At 64.2% G+C, this 18729-nt stretch carries 13 protein-coding genes; 9 read left to right on the top strand and 4 right to left on the bottom strand.

Annotated elements, in window-relative coordinates; all coding sequences use genetic code 11:
* Nucleotides 1-14: 14 nt before the first annotated feature.
* The 8 genes from BLR71_RS00335 (at nucleotide 15) to betT (ending at nucleotide 12361) form a co-directional block, all read left to right on the top strand.
* The gene (locus BLR71_RS00335) at nucleotides 15-1121 is read left to right on the top strand and encodes an ABC transporter ATP-binding protein (RefSeq protein WP_092521957.1); all 1107 of its coding nucleotides are present in this window, start codon (nucleotides 15-17) and stop codon (nucleotides 1119-1121) included.
* Between the two features lie 128 nt (nucleotides 1122-1249).
* Nucleotides 1250-2302, top strand: coding sequence for a LacI family DNA-binding transcriptional regulator (locus BLR71_RS00330; protein ID WP_245696294.1), 1053 nt, complete (start codon nucleotides 1250-1252; stop codon nucleotides 2300-2302).
* Between the two features lie 131 nt (nucleotides 2303-2433).
* The gene (locus BLR71_RS00325; protein ID WP_175491584.1) at nucleotides 2434-3699 is read left to right on the top strand and encodes an efflux RND transporter periplasmic adaptor subunit; all 1266 of its coding nucleotides are present in this window, start codon (nucleotides 2434-2436) and stop codon (nucleotides 3697-3699) included.
* On the top strand, nucleotides 3696-6869 hold the full coding sequence (locus BLR71_RS00320; RefSeq protein WP_092521952.1) for an efflux RND transporter permease subunit: 3174 nt from the start codon (nucleotides 3696-3698) through the stop codon (nucleotides 6867-6869). The genes BLR71_RS00325 and BLR71_RS00320 overlap by 4 nt, the downstream gene beginning before the upstream one ends.
* Nucleotides 6866-8302: an ATP-binding protein gene (locus tag BLR71_RS00315; RefSeq protein WP_092521951.1), complete on the top strand. Its 1437-nt coding sequence runs from the start codon at nucleotides 6866-6868 to the stop codon at nucleotides 8300-8302. Before BLR71_RS00320 ends, BLR71_RS00315 begins: the two co-directional genes overlap by 4 nt.
* Nucleotides 8303-8358: 56 nt before the next feature.
* Nucleotides 8359-9078 carry a response regulator gene (locus BLR71_RS00310; RefSeq protein ID WP_092521950.1) on the top strand — a complete coding sequence of 240 codons (720 nt, stop codon included), beginning with the start codon at nucleotides 8359-8361 and terminating at the stop codon, nucleotides 9076-9078.
* Between the two features lie 174 nt (nucleotides 9079-9252).
* The gene (locus BLR71_RS00305; RefSeq protein WP_092521949.1) at nucleotides 9253-9876 is read left to right on the top strand and encodes a DNA topoisomerase IV subunit A family protein; all 624 of its coding nucleotides are present in this window, start codon (nucleotides 9253-9255) and stop codon (nucleotides 9874-9876) included.
* A gap of 448 nt (nucleotides 9877-10324) precedes the next feature.
* A complete protein-coding gene (betT, locus tag BLR71_RS00300) occupies nucleotides 10325-12361 on the top strand; it encodes a choline BCCT transporter BetT (protein ID WP_175491583.1) in 2037 nt (678 codons plus the stop codon).
* Between the two features lie 158 nt (nucleotides 12362-12519).
* On the opposite strand, the gene exaC is transcribed toward betT, so the two are convergent.
* Both exaC and adhP read right to left on the bottom strand, forming a co-directional pair.
* Complete coding sequence (gene exaC / locus BLR71_RS00295) at nucleotides 12520-14040, bottom strand: acetaldehyde dehydrogenase ExaC (RefSeq protein ID WP_092521947.1); 1521 nt, start codon at nucleotides 14038-14040, stop codon at nucleotides 12520-12522.
* Between the two features lie 226 nt (nucleotides 14041-14266).
* Nucleotides 14267-15295: an alcohol dehydrogenase AdhP gene (adhP, locus tag BLR71_RS00290; protein ID WP_175491582.1), complete on the bottom strand. Its 1029-nt coding sequence runs from the start codon at nucleotides 15293-15295 to the stop codon at nucleotides 14267-14269.
* Nucleotides 15296-15448: 153 nt separating this feature from the next.
* Between adhP and BLR71_RS00285 the strand changes: the two genes are divergently transcribed.
* The gene (locus tag BLR71_RS00285) at nucleotides 15449-16129 is read left to right on the top strand and encodes a response regulator (protein ID WP_092521946.1); all 681 of its coding nucleotides are present in this window, start codon (nucleotides 15449-15451) and stop codon (nucleotides 16127-16129) included.
* Here the strand turns inward: BLR71_RS00285 and BLR71_RS00280 are convergent.
* Complete coding sequence (locus BLR71_RS00280) at nucleotides 16121-17596, bottom strand: hybrid sensor histidine kinase/response regulator (protein WP_092521944.1); 1476 nt, start codon at nucleotides 17594-17596, stop codon at nucleotides 16121-16123. The two genes, BLR71_RS00285 and BLR71_RS00280, sit on opposite strands and share 9 nt — an antisense overlap.
* Nucleotides 17526-18725: a nitric oxide-sensing protein NosP gene (gene nosP / locus BLR71_RS00275; RefSeq protein ID WP_092521942.1), complete on the bottom strand. Its 1200-nt coding sequence runs from the start codon at nucleotides 18723-18725 to the stop codon at nucleotides 17526-17528. The genes BLR71_RS00280 and nosP overlap by 71 nt, the downstream gene beginning before the upstream one ends.
* Nucleotides 18726-18729 lie beyond the last annotated feature (4 nt).

Genomic DNA, 18729 nt, shown 5'->3' with positions numbered 1-18729 from the left:
CAGGGAGTCGCAAGATGGCAAGCGTGAACCTCTCAAAAATCAACAAGGTCTTCGGCAGCACCCACATCATCAAGGATCTGGATCTCGAGGTCGGCGATGGCGAATTCGTGGTCTTCGTTGGCCCCTCGGGCTGTGGTAAATCGACCCTGCTGCGGCTAATCGCCGGCCTCGAGTCGATCACCGACGGCGACATGCGCTTCGCCGACGACCTAGTCAACGACCTGCCGCCTCGCGAACGTGGCGTGGGCATGGTGTTTCAGTCATATGCTCTCTACCCGCACATGACCGTGTACGAGAACATGGCCTTCGGTCTCAAGCTGGCAAAGACCGACCAGCAGAGCATCGAGCAGCGGGTGATGGAAACGGCCCGAATCCTGCAGCTCGAGGAGCTTCTACAGCGCAAGCCCAAGGAGCTCTCCGGCGGCCAGCGTCAGCGCGTCGCCATGGGCCGTGCCATGGCCCGAGAACCGCGCATCCTGCTGTTCGATGAACCACTCTCGAACCTGGACGCCTCGCTGCGGGTGCAAATGCGCAACGAGATCGCTCGCCTGCACCATCGCCTCGGCTCGACCATGATCTACGTCACCCATGATCAGGTGGAAGCCATGACGCTGGCCGACAAGATCGTGGTGCTGCGTGATGGCCGCATCGAGCAGGTCGGCAGTCCCCAGACCCTCTATCAGCAGCCCGCTACCAAGTTCGTTGCAGGCTTCATCGGCTCGCCGACCATGAATTTCATGCCGGCGGAGCTGGTCGGCGACGATGGCGACGGCTACCGGGTCAAGACACCCGGGCTCGGCGAGCTAACCCTGCCCCAGGATGCAAGCACTCAGACCAAGGGCGCTGCCCTGACCCTGGGAGTGCGCCCCGAGCACCTGAGTCTGGCCGAGGCCCAAGGCGACAACCGCTTCGAAATCGTCAATGTCGAGTACCTTGGCAATGAAGTGTACGTCTATCTCGAGCCCAAGGTCGGCGATACGCTGCTGATTCATCGTAGCGAAGCCCCAAGCCAGTGGCAGGTTGGCCAGCAGGTTGCCCTGGTACCACAGCTCGAGCACGTGCACCTATTCGATGCAGGGGAACGAGCCCTTGGCCTCGCCAAGGCTACCAAGGCCGCCTGAGACTTCGCCGCCATCCAATAGCGTCCCCGCCACCGGCTGACGGTGGCGGGCGCTCTTCTCACCGGTCTGTCACCAGACTGTCACGAGCGGTATCATCAAGCCGAGATTCTATCGTCATGGAACCGCCTGTGAGTGCAGTCCCACCCCGCATCACTCTGAAAGACTTGGCTCGGGAGCTTGGCGTATCAACGGCCAGCGTCTCCAACGCTTTCAATCGCCCCGACCAACTGTCGCCCAAGCTGCGCGAGCGCATTCTCAGCGAAGCGCAGCGACTCGGCTACTCGGGTCCCGATGCCAAGGCGCGCAGTCTGCGCACCGGGCGCTCGCGGATCATCGCCGTGGTACTCGCCGAAACGTTGACCTACAGCCTAAATGATGCCGTGGCCAGCGAACTGCTGGCCGGCATCGCCGAGGTCCTCGACGTCCACGGCCATACTCTGCTGCTACTCTCAGGCCGACAGCATGTTTCCCAGGCCCCCGGCTCGGCCAACATCGCAGATGGCTTCATCGTCTACGGTCTGATGCCTAGCCTCAAAGTGCTGAACGACATACCGGCCCAGCGGCCAATGGTGGCAGTCGACTTCAATATCCAGTCACGTCCCAGCGTGCATGTCGACAACGAACCCGCCAGTTACGCCGTTGCCCGCCATGCACTGGCCACGCCGCCCAAGCGCCCCGGCATCATCAACCTGCGCCTCACCGAATCGCCCTGCAACGGCAAGATCACCGCCGAGTACACCCTGCTGGCCGCCGGCCAGACCATCACCCGCTCGCGGCTGGCCGGCTTCCATCGCGCCCTCGAGGAGCAGGGCATCGACCCGGCCACGGTGCCGATGTGGAACATCGAGGAGAACACCTTCGAGGTCTGCGCCCCGGTAATCGCCGAGATTCTCGACCTGCCGGATGACCAGCGCCCGGACCTGCTGCTGTGCATGTCCGACCGCATCGCCCTGACCGTGGTCACCCTGGCCGAGCAGCGCGGCCTGCGCGTGCCCCAGGATATACGCATCACCGGCTTCGACGGCATCGCCGAGGGCCAGTATCGTTCGCCGCGTCTGACCACGGTGCGTCAGGATAGCGTCGAGAAGGGCCGCATCGCCGCGCGCATGATCCTGGGCCTGGCGCCCCGCGAGAACCGCCAACTGCTCACCGAGCTTATCCTCGGCGAAACCTGTCCGTAAGACACTGACCGGCGCCTTACCAAGCATGGCGCCAGCGTCTGCGGATCGCATCGGGTTGCACGTTCTTTCCCCGCTTCCCTTGAGCGGGCATGGCATCATGGATGGCTCGCTTCAGACCGATTGGAGTCTTCATGTCTGCCCCTCCTGCTTCGCCGTCTCATCCACCTCGCCGCCCATGGCTGACGCGGCTGACGGCCGTCGCGATACTGGCCGTCGCCGTCGCCGTGGCCGGCTATTGGCTGACGCATCGGCCCCAGGCTCCCAAGCGCGCGCCGGCCGAACGCCCGGTGCCACAGGTCGAGGTGATGAAGGTCGAGCATCGGGCCGAAGCCCCCGTCCTGAATGCCCACGGCCGCGTGTTGGCTGCCCGAGAAACGACCCTATCGACCTCGATCAGCGGCCGCCTCGAGGCCTTCGCGCCCCAGGTCGAGCCGGGACGTCGAGTCGCCAAGGGGCAGTGGTTGGCAAGGCTCGAGCGCACCGACTACGAACTGGCCCTGCGCGAGGCAGAAGCGGCCCTGGCCAGCGCCGAGTCGGACCTTGCCTCCGAACAGGGCGAGCAGATCCGCGCCGCCGCCGAGTACAAGACGTTTGGCCGCGACCTGCCCCCGGCCCGGCGCGCCCTGGTCCTTCGCGAGCCACAGCTCAAGGCGGCCAAGGCCGCCGTGGAAACCGCGCGTGCCCAGCGCGACCGGGCTCAGGCCGACCTGGCACGCACCGAAGTGACAGCCCCCTTCGATGCCGTGATTCAGGAAAAGCTGGTCGGCGAAGGGGCAGGGCTCGGCGCCTATGCCGATATCCTCAGCCTGGTCGGCATCGAACGCTTCTGGGTGCGCCTCAACCTGCCACAAGAAGCGCTGAGCTGGCTCGACACCCACAGTGCCGATGGCCAAGGCAGTCGCGTGGCGCTGCACAGCCCCGCCTGGCCTCAGGGCCAGATCCGTGAAGGCGAAGTGTGGAGCGTGCTGCCGAGCCTCGAGGAAAACGGCCTGATGACACAGGTAATGGTGGCGGTAAATGACCCGCTGGCCCTCGACCAGGAGGGCACCCCGGCGCTGCGTCTGGGCGACCTGCTGGAAGCGCGGCTCTATCCCGCGCGGACCCGCCAACTGATTCGCCTCCCGGTCTCGGCCCTGCGCGGCAACCGCCAGGTCTGGCTGCTCGATGAAAGCGATCATCTGCGAATGCGTGACGTCGAGCTGGCCCACCGCGGCGATGAGGTCGCGCTGATCGAGGCCGGCCTTGCCGATGGCGAGCGGGTGATACTGGGTAACCTGGCCAATGCCGAGGCCGGCATGGCCTTGAAGGCCCGTGAAAGTGACAGTGACATCGCCGACTCTAGCGGTAGCGGCCCCGACGCTGGGAAAGCGCCCCCCGGCCAGGAGGACAAGGCATGAGCCATGCGCCTGCTCAGCGCGGCTTTCGTGGCCCTATCGCCTGGATGCGTGATCACGGAGTTGCCGCCAATCTGCTGATGCTGTGTTTGATCCTCGGTGGCCTGTGGAGCTCGACCCTGATCACCAAGGAAGTCTTTCCGAGCTTCACGCTGGAGAACGTCAATGTCTCGGTGAGCTATCCTGGCGCGACGCCCGAAGAGATCGAGCAGAGCTTGCTGCTGGCGATGGAATCGGCGGTGCAGGATGTCGAAGGCACCGACGAGATCACCGCCACCGCTCAGGAAGGCAGTGGCTCGCTGTCGATCGAGCTACAGGACGGCATCGAGACGATGCGCGCCTATCAGGATATCCAGCAGGCCATCGACGGCCTGACCACCCTGCCGGACGCGGCGGACCCGCCACGCTATTCGCTGAGCGGCCGCTCCAGAGCGGTCATCGAACTGATGCTGCATGGCGACAGCGACGACTTGACGCTGCGCGACGTGGGCGAGCGACTGCGCAGCGAACTGCTCTCGGGCAGTGACATCACCAAGGTCGAGCTATCCGGGATCCGAGACCGGCAGGTACAGGTGACCCTCGACCAGACGGCCCTGAGCCGCTACGGCCTCGATCATGGTGACCTGGCGGCCCGCATCGGCAACGAGGCCCTGAACCTCGCCGGCGGCAGTCTCGACACCCGGGACGGCGAGTACATGGTGCGCTACGAGGCGCGTCGCGATGGCGCCGCCGACTTCGCGCGGCTGCCGGTGCTGTCGACCCAGGACGGCAGCGTAATCCGTCTCGGCGATATCGCCACCATCAAGGATGGCTTCGCCGACAGCGATAGCGAAGTGCTCTACGACGGCCAACCCGCCATCGGCCTGGATATCTACCAGGTCGGTGACCAGACCCCCACCGAGCTCTCGGCAGCGACCCGCGAACTCCTGCCCGCCCTGCGCTCGAGCCTTCCCGAAGGGCTCTCGCTGAGCGTTGCCGACGACGACTCGGAGGTCTATCAGGACCGTCTGGAACTGCTGCTCAAGAATGCCTGGCTGGGACTGGTGCTGGTACTGGTGCTCCTCGGGCTCTTTCTCGAGGCACGCCTGGCATTCTGGGTCACCCTTGGCATTCCCACCGCCTTCTTGGGTTCGCTGCTGTTTCTGCCGCTGATGGATGTCTCGATCAACATGATCTCGATGTTCGCCTTCATCATTGCGCTGGGCATCGTGGTCGACGACGCCATCATCGTCGGCGAGAACATCCACGCTCATCGGGAGCGCGGCGCCAGCCCACGAGAGGCGGCGATTCTCGGCGCCCGCGAGATTGCCGTGCCGCTGGCCTTCGCGATTCTCTCCAATATCGTCGCCTTCCTTCCGCTGCTGTTCCTGCCGGGTTTCCTGGGTCTGATTTTCGGCATCATCCCGCTGGTCGTGATCTGCATCTTCGCCCTGAGCTGGATCGAAGCGGTGTTCATTCTGCCCGCCCACTTGAGTCACGCCCGTGGCAAGCCCAACCGCCTACTAGCCCCGCTGGACCGGCTGCGTCGCCGGGTGCAGGGCGGCCTCGACCGTTTTACTCAGGGCCCCTTTCGCTCGCTGCTCGAACGAAGCCTCGACTACCGCGGGCTGACCGTGGCGCTGGCGCTGGCCATGCTGGTTCTGGCACTCGGCTGGCTGGGCAGTGGCCGGCTTGGCTTTACGCTGATGCCGCGGGTGGAGTCCCACCAGGCTGGTGTGACCGCCAACTTGCCGGCGGGTAGCCCGATCAGCGATGACCGGGCGCTGCGGGACCAGTTGTTGGGCGCTCTCAACCGGTTGGAACAGCGCGATGATGGCCCGGTACTGGCCGCCAGTAGCGCGACCATCGATGCCGATAGCCTCAGGGTGGTGGCCTTTCTCGATACCGGGGTCGACGATAACTGGTCCACGGGCCAACTCAGCCGGGCCTGGCGCGAGGAAGTCGGCCATCCGGCCGGCGCCGACACCCTGCTGTTCGAATCCGACGTAGGCGGCCCCGGTCGTGGCGCAGGCCTGACAATACGCCTGTCCGCCGCCGACAGCGCCTCGCTGGAGGAAGCCGCCAAGCGGGTTGCCGAGCGGCTCGCCGACTACCAGCCGCTCTCCGACATCGACAGCGGCATCGAGAACGGCAAGCGCGAGCTGCGCCTGTCCTTGACCGCCACCGGCCGTGCTTTGGGACTCGATGGCAGCGACCTGGCGAGCCAGCTACGCGGCCCCCTGCAAGGCGCCACCGCCCTCAAGCAGCAGCAAGGCCGCAATGAGGTCGAGGTCAAGGTACTGCTGCCCGAGCGCGACCGCACCAGCCTCGCCCAGCTCGAAGGGCTCAGCGTGCTGACGCCGGATGGCGTCGAGGTTCCCCTCTCGAGGGTCGCCCGGGTCATCACCGACACCGCCGCATCGACCATCACCCGCATCGACGGGCGGCGGGTCATCGACGTCACCGCCAACGCCACCCCGCCGACGGCGGTCAGTCAGGTGATCACGAGCCTCGAAGAGGAAGTCTTTCCCCAATTACGCGCCGATATGCCCGGCCTGAGGATTGGCTTCGGCGGTCGCCAGCAGGAGACAAGCGACAACCTGAAAAGCCTACAGACCTCCCTGCTGTTCACCCTTGCCGCCCTCTATCTGCTGCTGGCGATTCCCTTTCGCAGCTACCTGCAGCCGCTGCTGGTCATGGCGGCGATTCCCTTCGGCTTGATCGGCGCGGTGATCGGCCACCTGCTGATGGGCTATGGCTTGTCGGTGATCAGCCTGCTCGGCATGCTGGCGCTATCGGGGATCGTCATCAACGACGCCCTGGTACTGATCGATACCGCCAACCGGCACCGCCGGGCCGGGCAAGATCCGCGCAGCGCGGTGACCGCCGCCGCCCTGCGACGCCTGCGCCCGATCCTGCTGACCACACTCACCACCTTCTTCGGCCTGGCGCCGATGATCTTCGAGACTTCCCGTCAGGCGCGCTTCATGATCCCGATGGCGGTCTCGATCGGCTTCGGGATCCTGTTCGCCACCCTGATCCTGCTGCTGCTGATCCCTTCGCTTTACCTGCTGATCGAGGATGCCCGCCGGGCGCTCGGCATGTCCCGACGCGCTGATGCAGAGGCTGAGAATAGCGACGAGCCAACCCCTCAATCGCCCGATGGAGAAACCCGCTACCTGGAGTCGCCATGACCGATGACGCTATCCCTGACAAACGCCGCCTAGCGCGTCCGGCTCTCTCGATACTGGGCCTCAAGCTGTTCGCGGTCATACTGATCGTCAATGTGGCGATTTCCGGACTGGTCTTCGTCGGGGTATCGCGAAGCATCAATGACGGCTTCATCGACTACCTAAAGACCACACAGGCGGAGTTGGTGACCAACCTCGCCAGCGCCCTCGGCGATGAATGGGGGCGCCAAGGCAACTGGCAGTGGCTGCGCACCGACCCACAGGCCTGGCGCGAACTGGTCCGTAACCAGCTATGGCCCGAGGGCCACCCACCGCCGGTGGGTATCCAGCGCGACATGACAAGGGCCCGGGATTTCGTGCTGCATGACGAGAACGGGCTGCCGGTGATCGGCCTGCCACCACGCCATGACAACAACCCGGCCCGGCTCGAATGGATAGCGATCCGCTACGAAGGGCGCCAGGTCGGCACCCTGGGCTATGTGCCGCCAGACCAGCTGATGGAGCAGATGGACAAGATCTTTCTTGAGCAGCAGCAGCGCAACCTGGGGATCATCGTCGCCTCCTTGGTGCTGGCCTCCCTGCTGCTGGCCGGCGGTTTGTCCTGGTGGCTAGGGCGGCGTACGCAGAGCATGGCGCTGGCCACCCGCCGCCTCACCCAAGGTGACTATGGCGCCCGCCTGACCGAACGCGGTCGCGATGAGCTATCGCGTCTTTCAAAGGACTTCAACGTGCTGGCCGAAACGCTGGAGGCCAACCGCGAGTCGCGTCAGCGCTGGGTGACGGATATCGCCCACGAACTGCGCACCCCGCTTGCGGTGCTGCGCGGCGAGATCGAGGCCATGCAGGATGGCATACGCCCGCTTGACCAGGACAACCTGACCTCGCTGTCCCAGGAAGTCGGCCAACTCGAACGTCTGGTCGGCGACCTGCGCTTGCTCGCTCAGAGCGATGCCGGGGCTCTGGAGGTCTCGCTGGCGCCGCTTGACCTGGCAGACAGCCTCAGCGGGCGCCTTGAGGACGCCAAGGGCTGGATCGCCGAGCACGGCATCACCCTTGCGAGCGATATCCAAGGCCCGATGATGATTCGCGGCGATGCCCAGCGGCTGCGCCAGCTATGGAACAACCTGATCGACAACACTCTGGCCTACACCACGGCGCCGGGTGAGCTACGCGTCCAGCTCAAGATGAAGGGTCAACAGGCCTGCCTCAGCTGGGAAGACAGCGCGCCCGGTGTGCCAGCGACGGAGCTCGAGCGGCTTACCCAACGGCTCTATCGCGTCGAAGGCTCTCGCAGCCGCAAGAGCGGCGGCTCGGGGTTAGGCCTCTCGATCGCCGCGGCGCTGGTTAGCGCCCATGGCGGCACCCTGCAGGCCTCGGCGTCTAGCCTTGGTGGACTATGCTGGACCATCGACTTTCCCCTGATGCCTAATGCTTGACCACTAATGCCTGCGAACCAAGCCCCATTGACCCACAGAAACCCGGAGACACCGGCATGACTGAGGCTTCTCCCAGCCGCATCCTGATCGTCGAAGACGAACCCAAGATCGCTCGCCTGATCGGCGACTATCTGACCGGCAGCGGCTACATACCCGACCATCTGGATCACGGCGATGAGGTCATCCCCTGGCTCAACGACCATCAGCCGGACTTGGTACTGCTCGATCTAATGCTGCCAGGCACCGACGGCCTGGTGCTGTGCCGCCAGATACGCGACCGCTGGCCGCAACTGCCGGTGATCATGCTGACCGCCCGCGTCGAAGAGGTCGACCGCCTGCTGGGCCTAGAGCTCGGCGCCGACGACTACATCTGCAAGCCCTTCAGCCCTCGCGAAGTGGTCGCCCGCATCAAGGCCGTGCTACGGCGCAGCCAGGCGCTGCCCCAGGACCGGCCAGGCGCCGCTGGAACCTCCGGCGAACTGGTACTCAACGAAGATGGCTGGCAGGCGCTAGCCGACGGCCAGGACCTGGCACTGACTGCCGTCGAATACAAGCTGCTCAAGGTGATGATGGATGCTCAGGGGCGCATCTTCTCCCGCGACCAGCTGATGGATCACATGTACCGGGATCACCGCATCGTGTCCGAGCGCACCGTGGACTCTCATATCAAGAAGCTCAGGAAGAAGATCGCCGGTATCTGGCCCGAGCGAGAGGTGATCCGCTCGATCTATGGCGTGGGCTACAAATACGAACCCGAGCCCTTGGACGGCCCCTAGGGCGTTACTTAACGCGTGGGGACACGCGCGGATAGACGGCTATCAGGCACGGCGCACCCTGATGCTGATTTTTGCCTTGATCGCTGCACAATGGCGCCACAATGCCGGCAGATACTCATCCTATCCGCGCCGAGGGTCGGCCCGGAACGCCCAGCATCAAGACAGGAGTGTCACATGAACTCTTTCCAACGCCGCCTGCTCTCCATCAGCCTGATCTCGAGTCTCGCCCTGCCGCTGACCGCCATGGCCGGCATGCCGGCGAATGCACCTCAGGAAATGGGGCCGGGGCCGCACCAAGCGATGATGGCAACGCTAGATCTGACCGCTGCGCAGCGCAATGCCATGCAGGAGACACGCCAGCGCTTCCGCAAAGAACATCAGGCGCTGCGCGAGCAAGAGCGCGAGGCCATTGATGACATCCTCAACGAGGAGCAACGCGCCAGCCTAATGCAGGCCCGTGAGCAGCATCAGGGCGCAGGGCGCCATGACCAGCGACAGATGCGTCAACAAGCAAGACTCGATGCACTGCTCGACAGCTGGTCACTCAGCGATGAAGACCGCGCTACGCTGAAAGACGCACGTCAGACCCTGATGGACAAGATGCGAGGCCTGCACGATGAGGCCTTCGACAACCGCGAAGATAAGCGTGCCGCCGTCGAGAACCTGCGCCAGGACTATCAAGCGGCGCTGGCCGACGTTCTCAACGAAGCACAGCGTCACGCTCTGGTCGTCTTGATGATGCCCCAGCATGCCCCCGGCCACCATGCTGAAGGGCGGAGTAAACGCGAGGGCAGCTAGCCACCCTGAAAGCTAACCCAAAGCGACTCGATGCCAGCAAGTTCGACGCATATCCACTGACATTGATGCCCGGCTCCGGCCGGGCATGGTCCATCTGCACGCCCCTCGTTTCACATCCCACTCCTCCCAATAGCGCGCCACTGGCCGGATGACGTCTCGTTCCTGCGGCACCGCTGCCAGGCCAAGGTCAGTTGGCATTTCTCAACCCCGTCACCGTCAACGGTTGAAGGTTCTGGCATAAGCCTGTAAGTTATTTGAACGACCAATCAATAAAAAACCGTCATGGCATGACTCACGCCGTGACGAAAACCGTATAGAACACACCCGCCCTTGCGCGGATGTGGGAAACGTCACGTTTATCGTTATTTTATTGATTGGTCGTTCAATCAAAATAAATGAAACACCTTCTCCAACGACACAAGGGAGTCTGCCCACTATGGCGCAAGACATGAAAGCCACCGAACGACGAGATCGCCTCAACCCCGTCGTCTTCATGGGGTCAGCAGCCGGCATCCTGCTGTTTCTGATCTTCACCATGACCTTCACCGAGAAAGCGGGTGCCATCTTCAATGCGGGCCTCGCCTGGATCAACGACACCTTCGGCTGGTATTACATGCTGGCCGCCGTGGCCTATCTGGTCTTCGTGGTCGTGATCGGCTTTTCTCGGGCCGGCTCGATTCGCCTGGGGCCTGACCACTCGCGCCCGGAATTTTCTCTGGTCTCCTGGGCGTCCATGCTGTTTGCCGCAGGCATCGGCATCGACCTGCTGTTCTTCTGCGTGGCCGAGCCGCTGTCGCACTACCTCGCGCCGCCCGACCTGGCGCCGGAGAGTGCGGAGGCATTGCGTCACGCCGTTCCTCAGACCTTCTTCCACTGGGGCCTGACCGGCTGGGGCATGTACGTGCTGATGGGCATGGCGCTTGCCTATTTCAGCTACCGCCACCGCCTGCCGCTGGCCATCCGCAGTGCGCTCTATCCTCTGCTTGGCAATCGTATCAATGGGCCGATCGGTAACGCGGTGGATATCACCGCCGTCATTTCCACGGTGTTCGGTATCGCCACCAGCCTCGGCATCGGCGTCATACAGCTCAACTATGGCCTGACTTTCCTGTTCGACGTGCCGGAGAGCCTGGCCACCCAGATCGTGCTGATCGTGCTGGTGGTGATCCTGGCCACCATCTCGGTGGTGACCGGGGTCGAGAAGGGCATTCGTCGTCTGTCCGAGTTCAACATGCTGCTGGCCACTGCGCTGCTGCTGTTCGTGCTCTTCCAGGGCCAGACCCTGCACCTGCTCGACGCGCTGGTGATGAATGCCGGTGACTACCTGAGCGGCTTTATGGCCAAGAGCTTCGACACCTATGCCTTCGCCGGCGACGATGCTCAGCAGTGGATGGGCTGGTGGACGATCTTCTTCTGGGGCTGGTGGATCGCCTGGACGCCGTTCGTCGGCCTCTTCCTGGCCCGCATCTCCCGTGGCCGTACCATTCGTGAGTTCGTCACCGGTGCCCTGCTGATTCCGCTCGGCTTCATGATGGCCTGGATGTCGATCTTCGGTAACAGCGGCATCGAGATGGTAGCGAATCAGGGGCTCGTGGAGCTCGGCCAGCAGGCGCTGAACAGCCCGCAGACCACGATCTATACCTTCCTTGAGCAGTATCCGTATATCGGCATCACCGCCTCGGTGGTTACCGTGCTGGGCGTGGTGTTCTTCGTCACCTCCGCCGACTCCGGCGCGCTGGTGCTGGCGAACTTCACCACCATCCTGTCGGACGTGAACCATGACGCGCCGATCCGCCTGCGTATCTTCTGGTCCGCAGTCATCGGCCTGATCACCATCGCCCTGCTGATGGCCGGCGGTCTCGATGCCCTGCAGAGTGCCGTGGTCATCACCGCCCTACCCTTCTCGCTGGTGATCTTCGCCATCATGGCCGGCCTGACCCGCGCCCTGCGCCTGGAAACCCGCAAGGCCGACGCGCGCCAGCAGGTTAGCGGCGGTGGCATACAGGGCGACTGGCGCGAGCGCCTCGACCGGGCATTGGACACCTCGAACCGAGCCGGCACCGCGGCGACCATCGAGCACGCCATTCGCCCGGCGCTGACGCAGCTCGCCGAGGAACTCAAGAGCCGGGGCCAGACCGCTTACGTCAGCGAAACCGAAATCGATGGTGAACCGCTGCCGCGTCTCACCCTGCAGGTCGATCTCGAAGAGGCGCCCAGCTTCGTCTACGAGGTGCGCTCGCAGCGTCTGCGCACGCCGAGCTTCCTCCAGGTGGATGACGATTACTACCTGCGTCTGGACGTCTATCTGGCTGAGGGTGCTCTGGGCCAGGATCTCAACGGCTGCACCCGCAATCAGGTCGTGCATGACGTGCTCGCCGAGTACGAGCGCCACCTGCAGTTCCTGAGCACGGCCGGAGAAGCCGGTGCCGTACCGGCCATGCCGGGCTCGATCGGCGATATGGACAGCATGCCCAGCGCCAATTGAGATCAGCGGGCAAGTGCGGCATAAACGCCGGGGCTTGGGCCATGGCCCAAGCCCCGGAACGCCAAACGGCGACTCTATGGAGTCGCCGTTTTTCATGGTTAGCGATAGGTGTCTGAATCGGCCCTGGGATCCGTTATCAACGGGGGCAGTTCAAGACCTCAGAAGAACCCAAGCGGGTTGATGTCGTAGCTGACCAGCAGGTTCTTGGTCTGCTGATAGTGCTCGAGCGCCATCTTATGGGTCTCACGGCCGACGCCGGACTTCTTGTAGCCACCGAAGGCGGCATGCGCCGGATACTGGTGGTAGCAGTTGGTCCACACGCGACCGGCCTGAATGCCGCGGCCCATGCGGAAGGCCACGTTCATGTCGCGACTCCACACCCCGGCGCCGAGGCCGAACTCGGTGTCGTTGGCGATCGCCAGCGCCTCTTCTTCGTCCTTGAAGGTAGTCACTGCCACCACCGGGCCAAAGATCTCCTCCTGGAAGACCCGCATCTTGTTGTGGCCCTTGAGCAGGGTCGGCTGGATGTAGAAGCCCTTGTCGAACGCCGCTTCGACATGTTCCACATGACCGCCGGTCAGGAACTCGGCGCCTTCTTCGCGGGCCACCTCCATGTAGGAGAGGATCTTGTCGAACTGTTCCTTGGAGGCCTGAGCGCCCACCTGAACCTCGGTGTCCAGCGGGTTACCGCGCTTGATGGATAGGGTACGTTCCATGACCTTCGCCATGAAGTCGTCGTACATGCTCTCCTGAATCAGCGCCCGAGAGGGGCAGGTGCAGACCTCGCCCTGATTGAAGAAGGCTAGCACCAACCCTTCCACCGCCTTGTCGATGAAGGCCGGCTCGGCGTTCATGATGTCGGCGAAGTAGATGTTCGGCGACTTGCCGCCAAGCTCCACGGTGGAGGGAATGATGTTCTCGGCGGCGCACTTGAGGATATGCGAGCCGATGGGCGTGGAGCCGGTGAAGGCGATCTTGGCGATACGCTTGCTTTCCGCCAGCGCCTGGCCGGCCTCGGCCCCGTAGCCATTGACGATATTGACCACGCCTGGCGGCAGCAGGTCATGGATCAACTCCATGACCTTGAGGATCGAGGCCGGCGTCTGTTCGGCCGGCTTCAAGACCACGCAGTTGCCGGCAGCGAGCGCCGGCGCGAGTTTCCAGGTGGCCATCAGGATCGGGAAGTTCCAGGGAATGATCTGCCCCACCACTCCCAGCGGCTCGTGGAAGTGGTAGGAGACGGTATTGTTGTCGATATCCGTGGCGCTGCCTTCCTGGGCGCGGATGCAGCCGGCGAAATAGCGGAAGTGGTCCACCGCCAGCGGCAAGTCGGCATTGAGGGTCTCGCGCACCGCCTTGCCGTTGTCCCAGGTCTCGGCCACGGCCAGGGCTTCAATATTCTGCTCGATGCGGTCGGCGATCTTGAGCAGGATGTTGCCGCGCTCGGCTGCCGAGGTGCGCCCCCAGGCCGGGGCGGCGCGGTGAGCGGCATCCAGCGCCAGGTCGACGTCCTCGGCGGTGGAGCGTGGAATCTGGCAGAACACCTGGCCATTCACCGGGCTGACATTATCGAAATACTGGCCCTTGAGGGGGGCCACGAACTGACCGTCGATGAAGTTGCCGTAGCGCTCGGCAAAGGATACCAGTGCGTCGGCGCTACCGGGGTTGGCATAGATCATGGCGTGACTCCTGAGCTGACTATTATCGTTATGGACGGATCGTGAATACCGTACCCTCAGTGTTGGCCACTTAGGCCGGGCGCGACATACATCAATGGCAGGAGACGCCCTCCTCCTTCGGTAGGAGACGCGACGCTACCGCCAGGAATGCGCGTCACATCCCCCAGGTCCCATGAAAAAAGGCGCGATTCGCATCGCGCCTTTTCGTCGACTGGCAGATGGCGGCTCAGTTGGTCATGTCGAGCACCACGCGCCCCTCTATCTGCCCCTCGATCATGCGCTGGAAGACATCGTTGATGTTCTCCAGCTTGTCGGTGCTGACCGTCGCCTTGACCTTGCCATCACCGGCAAAGTCCAGCGACTCCTGAAGGTCTAGGCGGCTACCGACGATGGAGCCCCGAATGGTGATGCCATTGAGCACGGTATCGAAGATCGGCAGCGGGAAGTCTCCAGGCGGCAATCCATTCAGCACCAGGGTGCCGCCGCGCCGCAGCATGCCCTGTGCCTGACCGAAGGCCTTGGGCGAAACCGCCGTCACCAGGGCTCCATGGGCACCGCCAATCTCGCGCTTGAGGAAAGCAGCCGGGTCGGTTTGCAGCGCATTGACCGTTACCGTGGCACCCAGCCGCTGCGCCAATGCCAGCTTGCCGTCATCGATATCCACGGCCGCCACGTTGAGCCCCATGGCCTTGGCATATTGCACGGCCATATGCCCCAGACCGCCGATCCCGGAGATCACCACCCACTGGCCGGGGCGAGTGTCGGTCATCTTCAGCCCTTTGTAGACCGTGACGCCGGCGCATAGCACGGGGGCGATCTCGATGAAGCCAACGTTATCGGGCAGGCGGCCGACATAGCCGGCATCCGCCAGGGTGTAGTCGGCGAAACCGCCGTTAACGGAGTAACCGGTGTTCTGCTGCGACTCGCATAGCGTTTCCCAGCCGCCCAGGCAGTGCTCGCAACAGCCGCAGGCGGAGTACAGCCAGGGCACGCCGACACGATCCCCCTCCCTGACGTGGGTGACGCCCTCGCCCACCGCCACGATATGGCCCACGCCCTCATGTCCAGGAATGAAGGGGGGCTCGGGCTTGACCGGCCAGTCACCGTGGGCGGCGTGCAGATCGGTATGGCAGACACCCGACGCCGCCACCTTGACCAGGATTTCTCCCCGTTTGGGGCGAGGAGTCTGAACCTCCTCGATGGTCAGCGGTTCGCCAAACTGGCGAACCACGGCGGCTCTCATCGTTGCTTCCATGACGAATCTCCTTTTTTATCGGCCGCGAGAGTGATGTCGTTGTAGCGACCCACTCACCAGTCTTGGTCAGCGGGACCTTCTGCGACATACTCTGATGGCAGGAGACGTCCTCCTCCTTCGGGAGGAGGCGAGAGATGCCAGGAGATATTGCCCATGTACACCCTGATGGTCGCCGATGACCATCCGCTGTTTCGCGAGGCCATCGGCGCGGTGATCGCCTCCGGACTACCCGACAGCTTGCTGCTGGAGGCGGATAGCCTGGAAGACGCCCTACGAAAGGCGGGGCAACACGAGGAAGTCGACCTAGTGCTACTGGATCTAGGCTTACCCGACGCCGAAGGGCTCTCGGGTCTCAGGCAACTACGTGAGCGGCGCCCCGACTTGCCGGTGGCGATTCTCTCCGCCGATCAGGACCGACGCACCATCCTCGATGCCCTGGACCTGGGCGCGGTGGGGTACATCACCAAATCCACACCGCGCCCAGACCTGCTCGCCGCGCTGACCCGTATCCTGGAAGGCCAGCTTTACCTGCCCGCGGACATCATGCGTCGCCCCCCGGCCGAGGCTCAGCGGACAGTATCCGTAGACGAGGACACCAAACGGCGCCTCTGCGAGCTTACCGGCAAGCAGCTTGAGGTGCTGATCCGCCTGAGCCACGGCGCCTCCAATAAAGTGATCGCCCGTGAGCTGGATATTGCCGAGACCACGGTGAAGACCCATGTCTCGGCGATTCTGCGCAAGCTCGGTGTAACGGGGCGCGTCCAAGCGATCCTCGCCGCCGGCTCGGTTGACCTCGACGCCCTGCTGGCCGAGCGGCACGAACCCTCACGCTGAGCGATTGCCCAACAAGCCGACCAGCTGCATGCGCAGTCGCAGCGGTTTCAGGGGTTTGAGCAGGCAGCCATAGCCTAGCTGACGGGCCAGGCTCTTGATCGCCGCGTCATGATTGGCGGTGATCATCACCACGGCCAAGCCCGGCTGGCGACGCCGCAGGTGCGCGGCCACGGCCAGTCCATCGGGATTCGACGCGTCCAGGTGATAGTCGATCAACAGCACATCGGCGGCCTCAGGGTCCGCCTGCGAATCCAGCCCGGCCTCCAGGGCAGCCAGGGAGGTCGCGGTCCGTACCCGACACCCCCATCCCTCCAGTAACGCCGACATCCCCTCGCAGATGCCGGGATCATTGTCGATGACCCAGACCCGCATGCCCGCCAGGGCGTCACGCTGCGAGGACGCCGCCGCGGTCGTGGCACTCCTCGGTGCCGCAGGCAGTCGCCCATAGGGGACCCGCACCGAGAACAGCGAACCGCGCCCCGGCTGAGAAGCCAATCGCAGCGGATGATCCAGCATGGAGGCGATCCGGTCGACGATGGCCAACCCCAACCCCAAGCCGCGATCCTGGGCATCGTGGTCACTCTCGGCTCGCTGGAATTCGACGAAGATCGCCTCGCGCTGTGACTCGTCGATACCGGCCCCCGTATCGCCGACCAGAATCTCCAGCCCTTCCGGGCGCCGTCGACAGCCCAGCAACAAATGACCCTGACGGGTGTAGCGAATCGCATTGGTCAGGAAGTTGCGCACCACTCGCGCAAGCAGCGCCAGGTCCGACTCGATGATCGCGCTGGTGCCGACGTAATGCAGCGTCAGCCCCCGTGACGCGGCGATCTGGCGATACTCCTCGGCCATCACGTCGAGCAGGTCGGCGGCGCGAAAGGCGGCGACATCCGGCTTCAGCACCCCGGCATCCAGCCGCGAGATGTCGACCAGGGTGCCCAGCAGAGCCTCGACGTCCTGCAGCGAACGACCGATATTGCCCACCAGTCGCTGAGAGGCCTCTGGCACCGCCTGCTCACCAAGGGCACTGGTGAACAGACGCGCGGCATTCAGCGGCTGCATCAGATCATGGCTGACCGCCGCGAGGAACTTGGTCTTGGAGAGATTGGCCGCCTCGGCCTCACGCTTGGACTCGCGCAGGCGCTGCTCGGCCTCGACCCGCACCGCGATCTCGTCGCGCAGTTGGCGGTTGACCTGGCCCAGCTCATCGAGCGTGCGGTGCAGGGTTTCGGTGCGCTCACGCACTTGCTCGGCCAACAGCACCGCATGCTCGAAGGCCGCATAGGGCGCCCCGCCGGCCGCCCCGCTGGACTCCACCCGCTCGATCAGCGCGCCACAGACCTTGCGCAGGCGCGCATTCTCCTCGGCGAGCGCCCGCTCTCGCGGCGTGGCGGGCTCAGACGCCTCGGGTTCCTCCGGATCGCCCAATGACAACCCCAGTGAAGGTCTGGTTGACGTGCATGCCATGGTGCTGCTCCCCGTAGGTATTGAAGCCAATCACCCGCTGTTCCCGCAGCCGTTGCGAGGCCAAGGCGGTCTGGCCGAGCATCTCGATCTCGAGACGGCGCAAGAAGCAGTCGCAGCCGATAATTAGCTGAGGCTCGCCCAGGCGCTCCCGCAAGGCGGCAAACACCGCATCCAGGTCCTCGAGAATCGGTGCGGGCTGCATGGCGGTCAGCACGATGCCGTGTTCCACCGCGCAGTAGAAGGTCAGGCTGCCGTCGTCGTTGACCCGCTGAATCGAGCGCACATAGTAGCTATCGCCAATACGCACCGCCAGGGGCACGCGGGCGAACACCTGCTCGTCGAGATCCTCGACGGCACATCCGACCAGCCGCGCGTATTCCTCGGCGGCCGGTGCGGCATTGAGCTCCATGACCCGCCGACACTCGTGATCGGCATGGGTCACCACGAGCTTCTCGCCTCGCGGCCGCAGATGGTGGGTGGTGAAGACCTCGAAAGGCAGTCGGGTGTTGATCATCACTACCACCGCCGCCTGACTGTGGAAATGCCCCTGATAGAAGACATGGGTATGCGCCAGCCGATTGTCGTCCCCGGCCGAGCCGCCAAAACTCGGAATACTGCCAAGCGCCGCATCCAGGCTTGCCAACACCTGCTCCTCACTGCTGGACAGCCCATCGAGCAGCGTTAGCGCAAAGCTGTGGCCGCCCACCGGCGCCAAGGCCTGGCGCCGGCAGTCATCCAGTAAGTGGGCCGTCAAACGCTGGGCGCCGATCAAATCGAAGCCTTCAAGATCGCTGATCAACGCCTGGGATACCGAAAAGTGGCGCTGATCGAAGCCGATCGCCACGATGCAGCCGCGCCCGTAGCCCAGAGGCGTAATCTCGCCGGCGGTGGTACAGCCGACCACAGCCACCACGCCGAAGGCCTCGCCCAAGGACTGCCCTAGCGCGTCGAGATCATACTCGGCGCTACAAAAGAACAGCACGCAGCCCAGTTGCGGATGACGAAGCGTCGCCGCCAGCTCGTTGGCGGCGGCACCCGGATCATCGGCCTCACTGAAGGCAACCCGCAGAGGTTCCTCATCGGCGGAGCGGGGACGCGCCTCGGTAGCATCAACAGAGAGTTCGGTCATGGCA

The sequence above is a fragment of the Onishia taeanensis genome (assembly GCF_900100755.1).
Taxonomy (GTDB): Bacteria; Pseudomonadota; Gammaproteobacteria; order Pseudomonadales; family Halomonadaceae; genus Onishia; species Onishia taeanensis.
This window is presented reverse-complemented; position numbering and strand designations above follow the sequence as displayed.

Coding starts and splice junctions, on each gene's coding strand:
- BLR71_RS00335 (WP_092521957.1), top strand. CDS start 15: ATGGCAAGCGTGAACCTCTCAAAAATCAACAAGGTCTTCGGCAGCACC.
- BLR71_RS00325 (WP_175491584.1), top strand. CDS start 2,434: ATGTCTGCCCCTCCTGCTTCGCCGTCTCATCCACCTCGCCGCCCATGG.
- BLR71_RS00320 (WP_092521952.1), top strand. CDS start 3,696: ATGAGCCATGCGCCTGCTCAGCGCGGCTTTCGTGGCCCTATCGCCTGG.
- BLR71_RS00315 (WP_092521951.1), top strand. CDS start 6,866: ATGACCGATGACGCTATCCCTGACAAACGCCGCCTAGCGCGTCCGGCT.
- BLR71_RS00310 (WP_092521950.1), top strand. CDS start 8,359: ATGACTGAGGCTTCTCCCAGCCGCATCCTGATCGTCGAAGACGAACCC.
- BLR71_RS00305 (WP_092521949.1), top strand. CDS start 9,253: ATGAACTCTTTCCAACGCCGCCTGCTCTCCATCAGCCTGATCTCGAGT.
- betT (WP_175491583.1), top strand. CDS start 10,325: ATGAAAGCCACCGAACGACGAGATCGCCTCAACCCCGTCGTCTTCATG.
- exaC (WP_092521947.1), bottom strand. CDS start 14,040: ATGATCTATGCCAACCCCGGTAGCGCCGACGCACTGGTATCCTTTGCC.
- adhP (WP_175491582.1), bottom strand. CDS start 15,295: ATGGAAGCAACGATGAGAGCCGCCGTGGTTCGCCAGTTTGGCGAACCG.
- BLR71_RS00285 (WP_092521946.1), top strand. CDS start 15,449: ATGTACACCCTGATGGTCGCCGATGACCATCCGCTGTTTCGCGAGGCC.
- BLR71_RS00280 (WP_092521944.1), bottom strand. CDS start 17,596: ATGGCATGCACGTCAACCAGACCTTCACTGGGGTTGTCATTGGGCGAT.
- nosP (WP_092521942.1), bottom strand. CDS start 18,725: ATGACCGAACTCTCTGTTGATGCTACCGAGGCGCGTCCCCGCTCCGCC.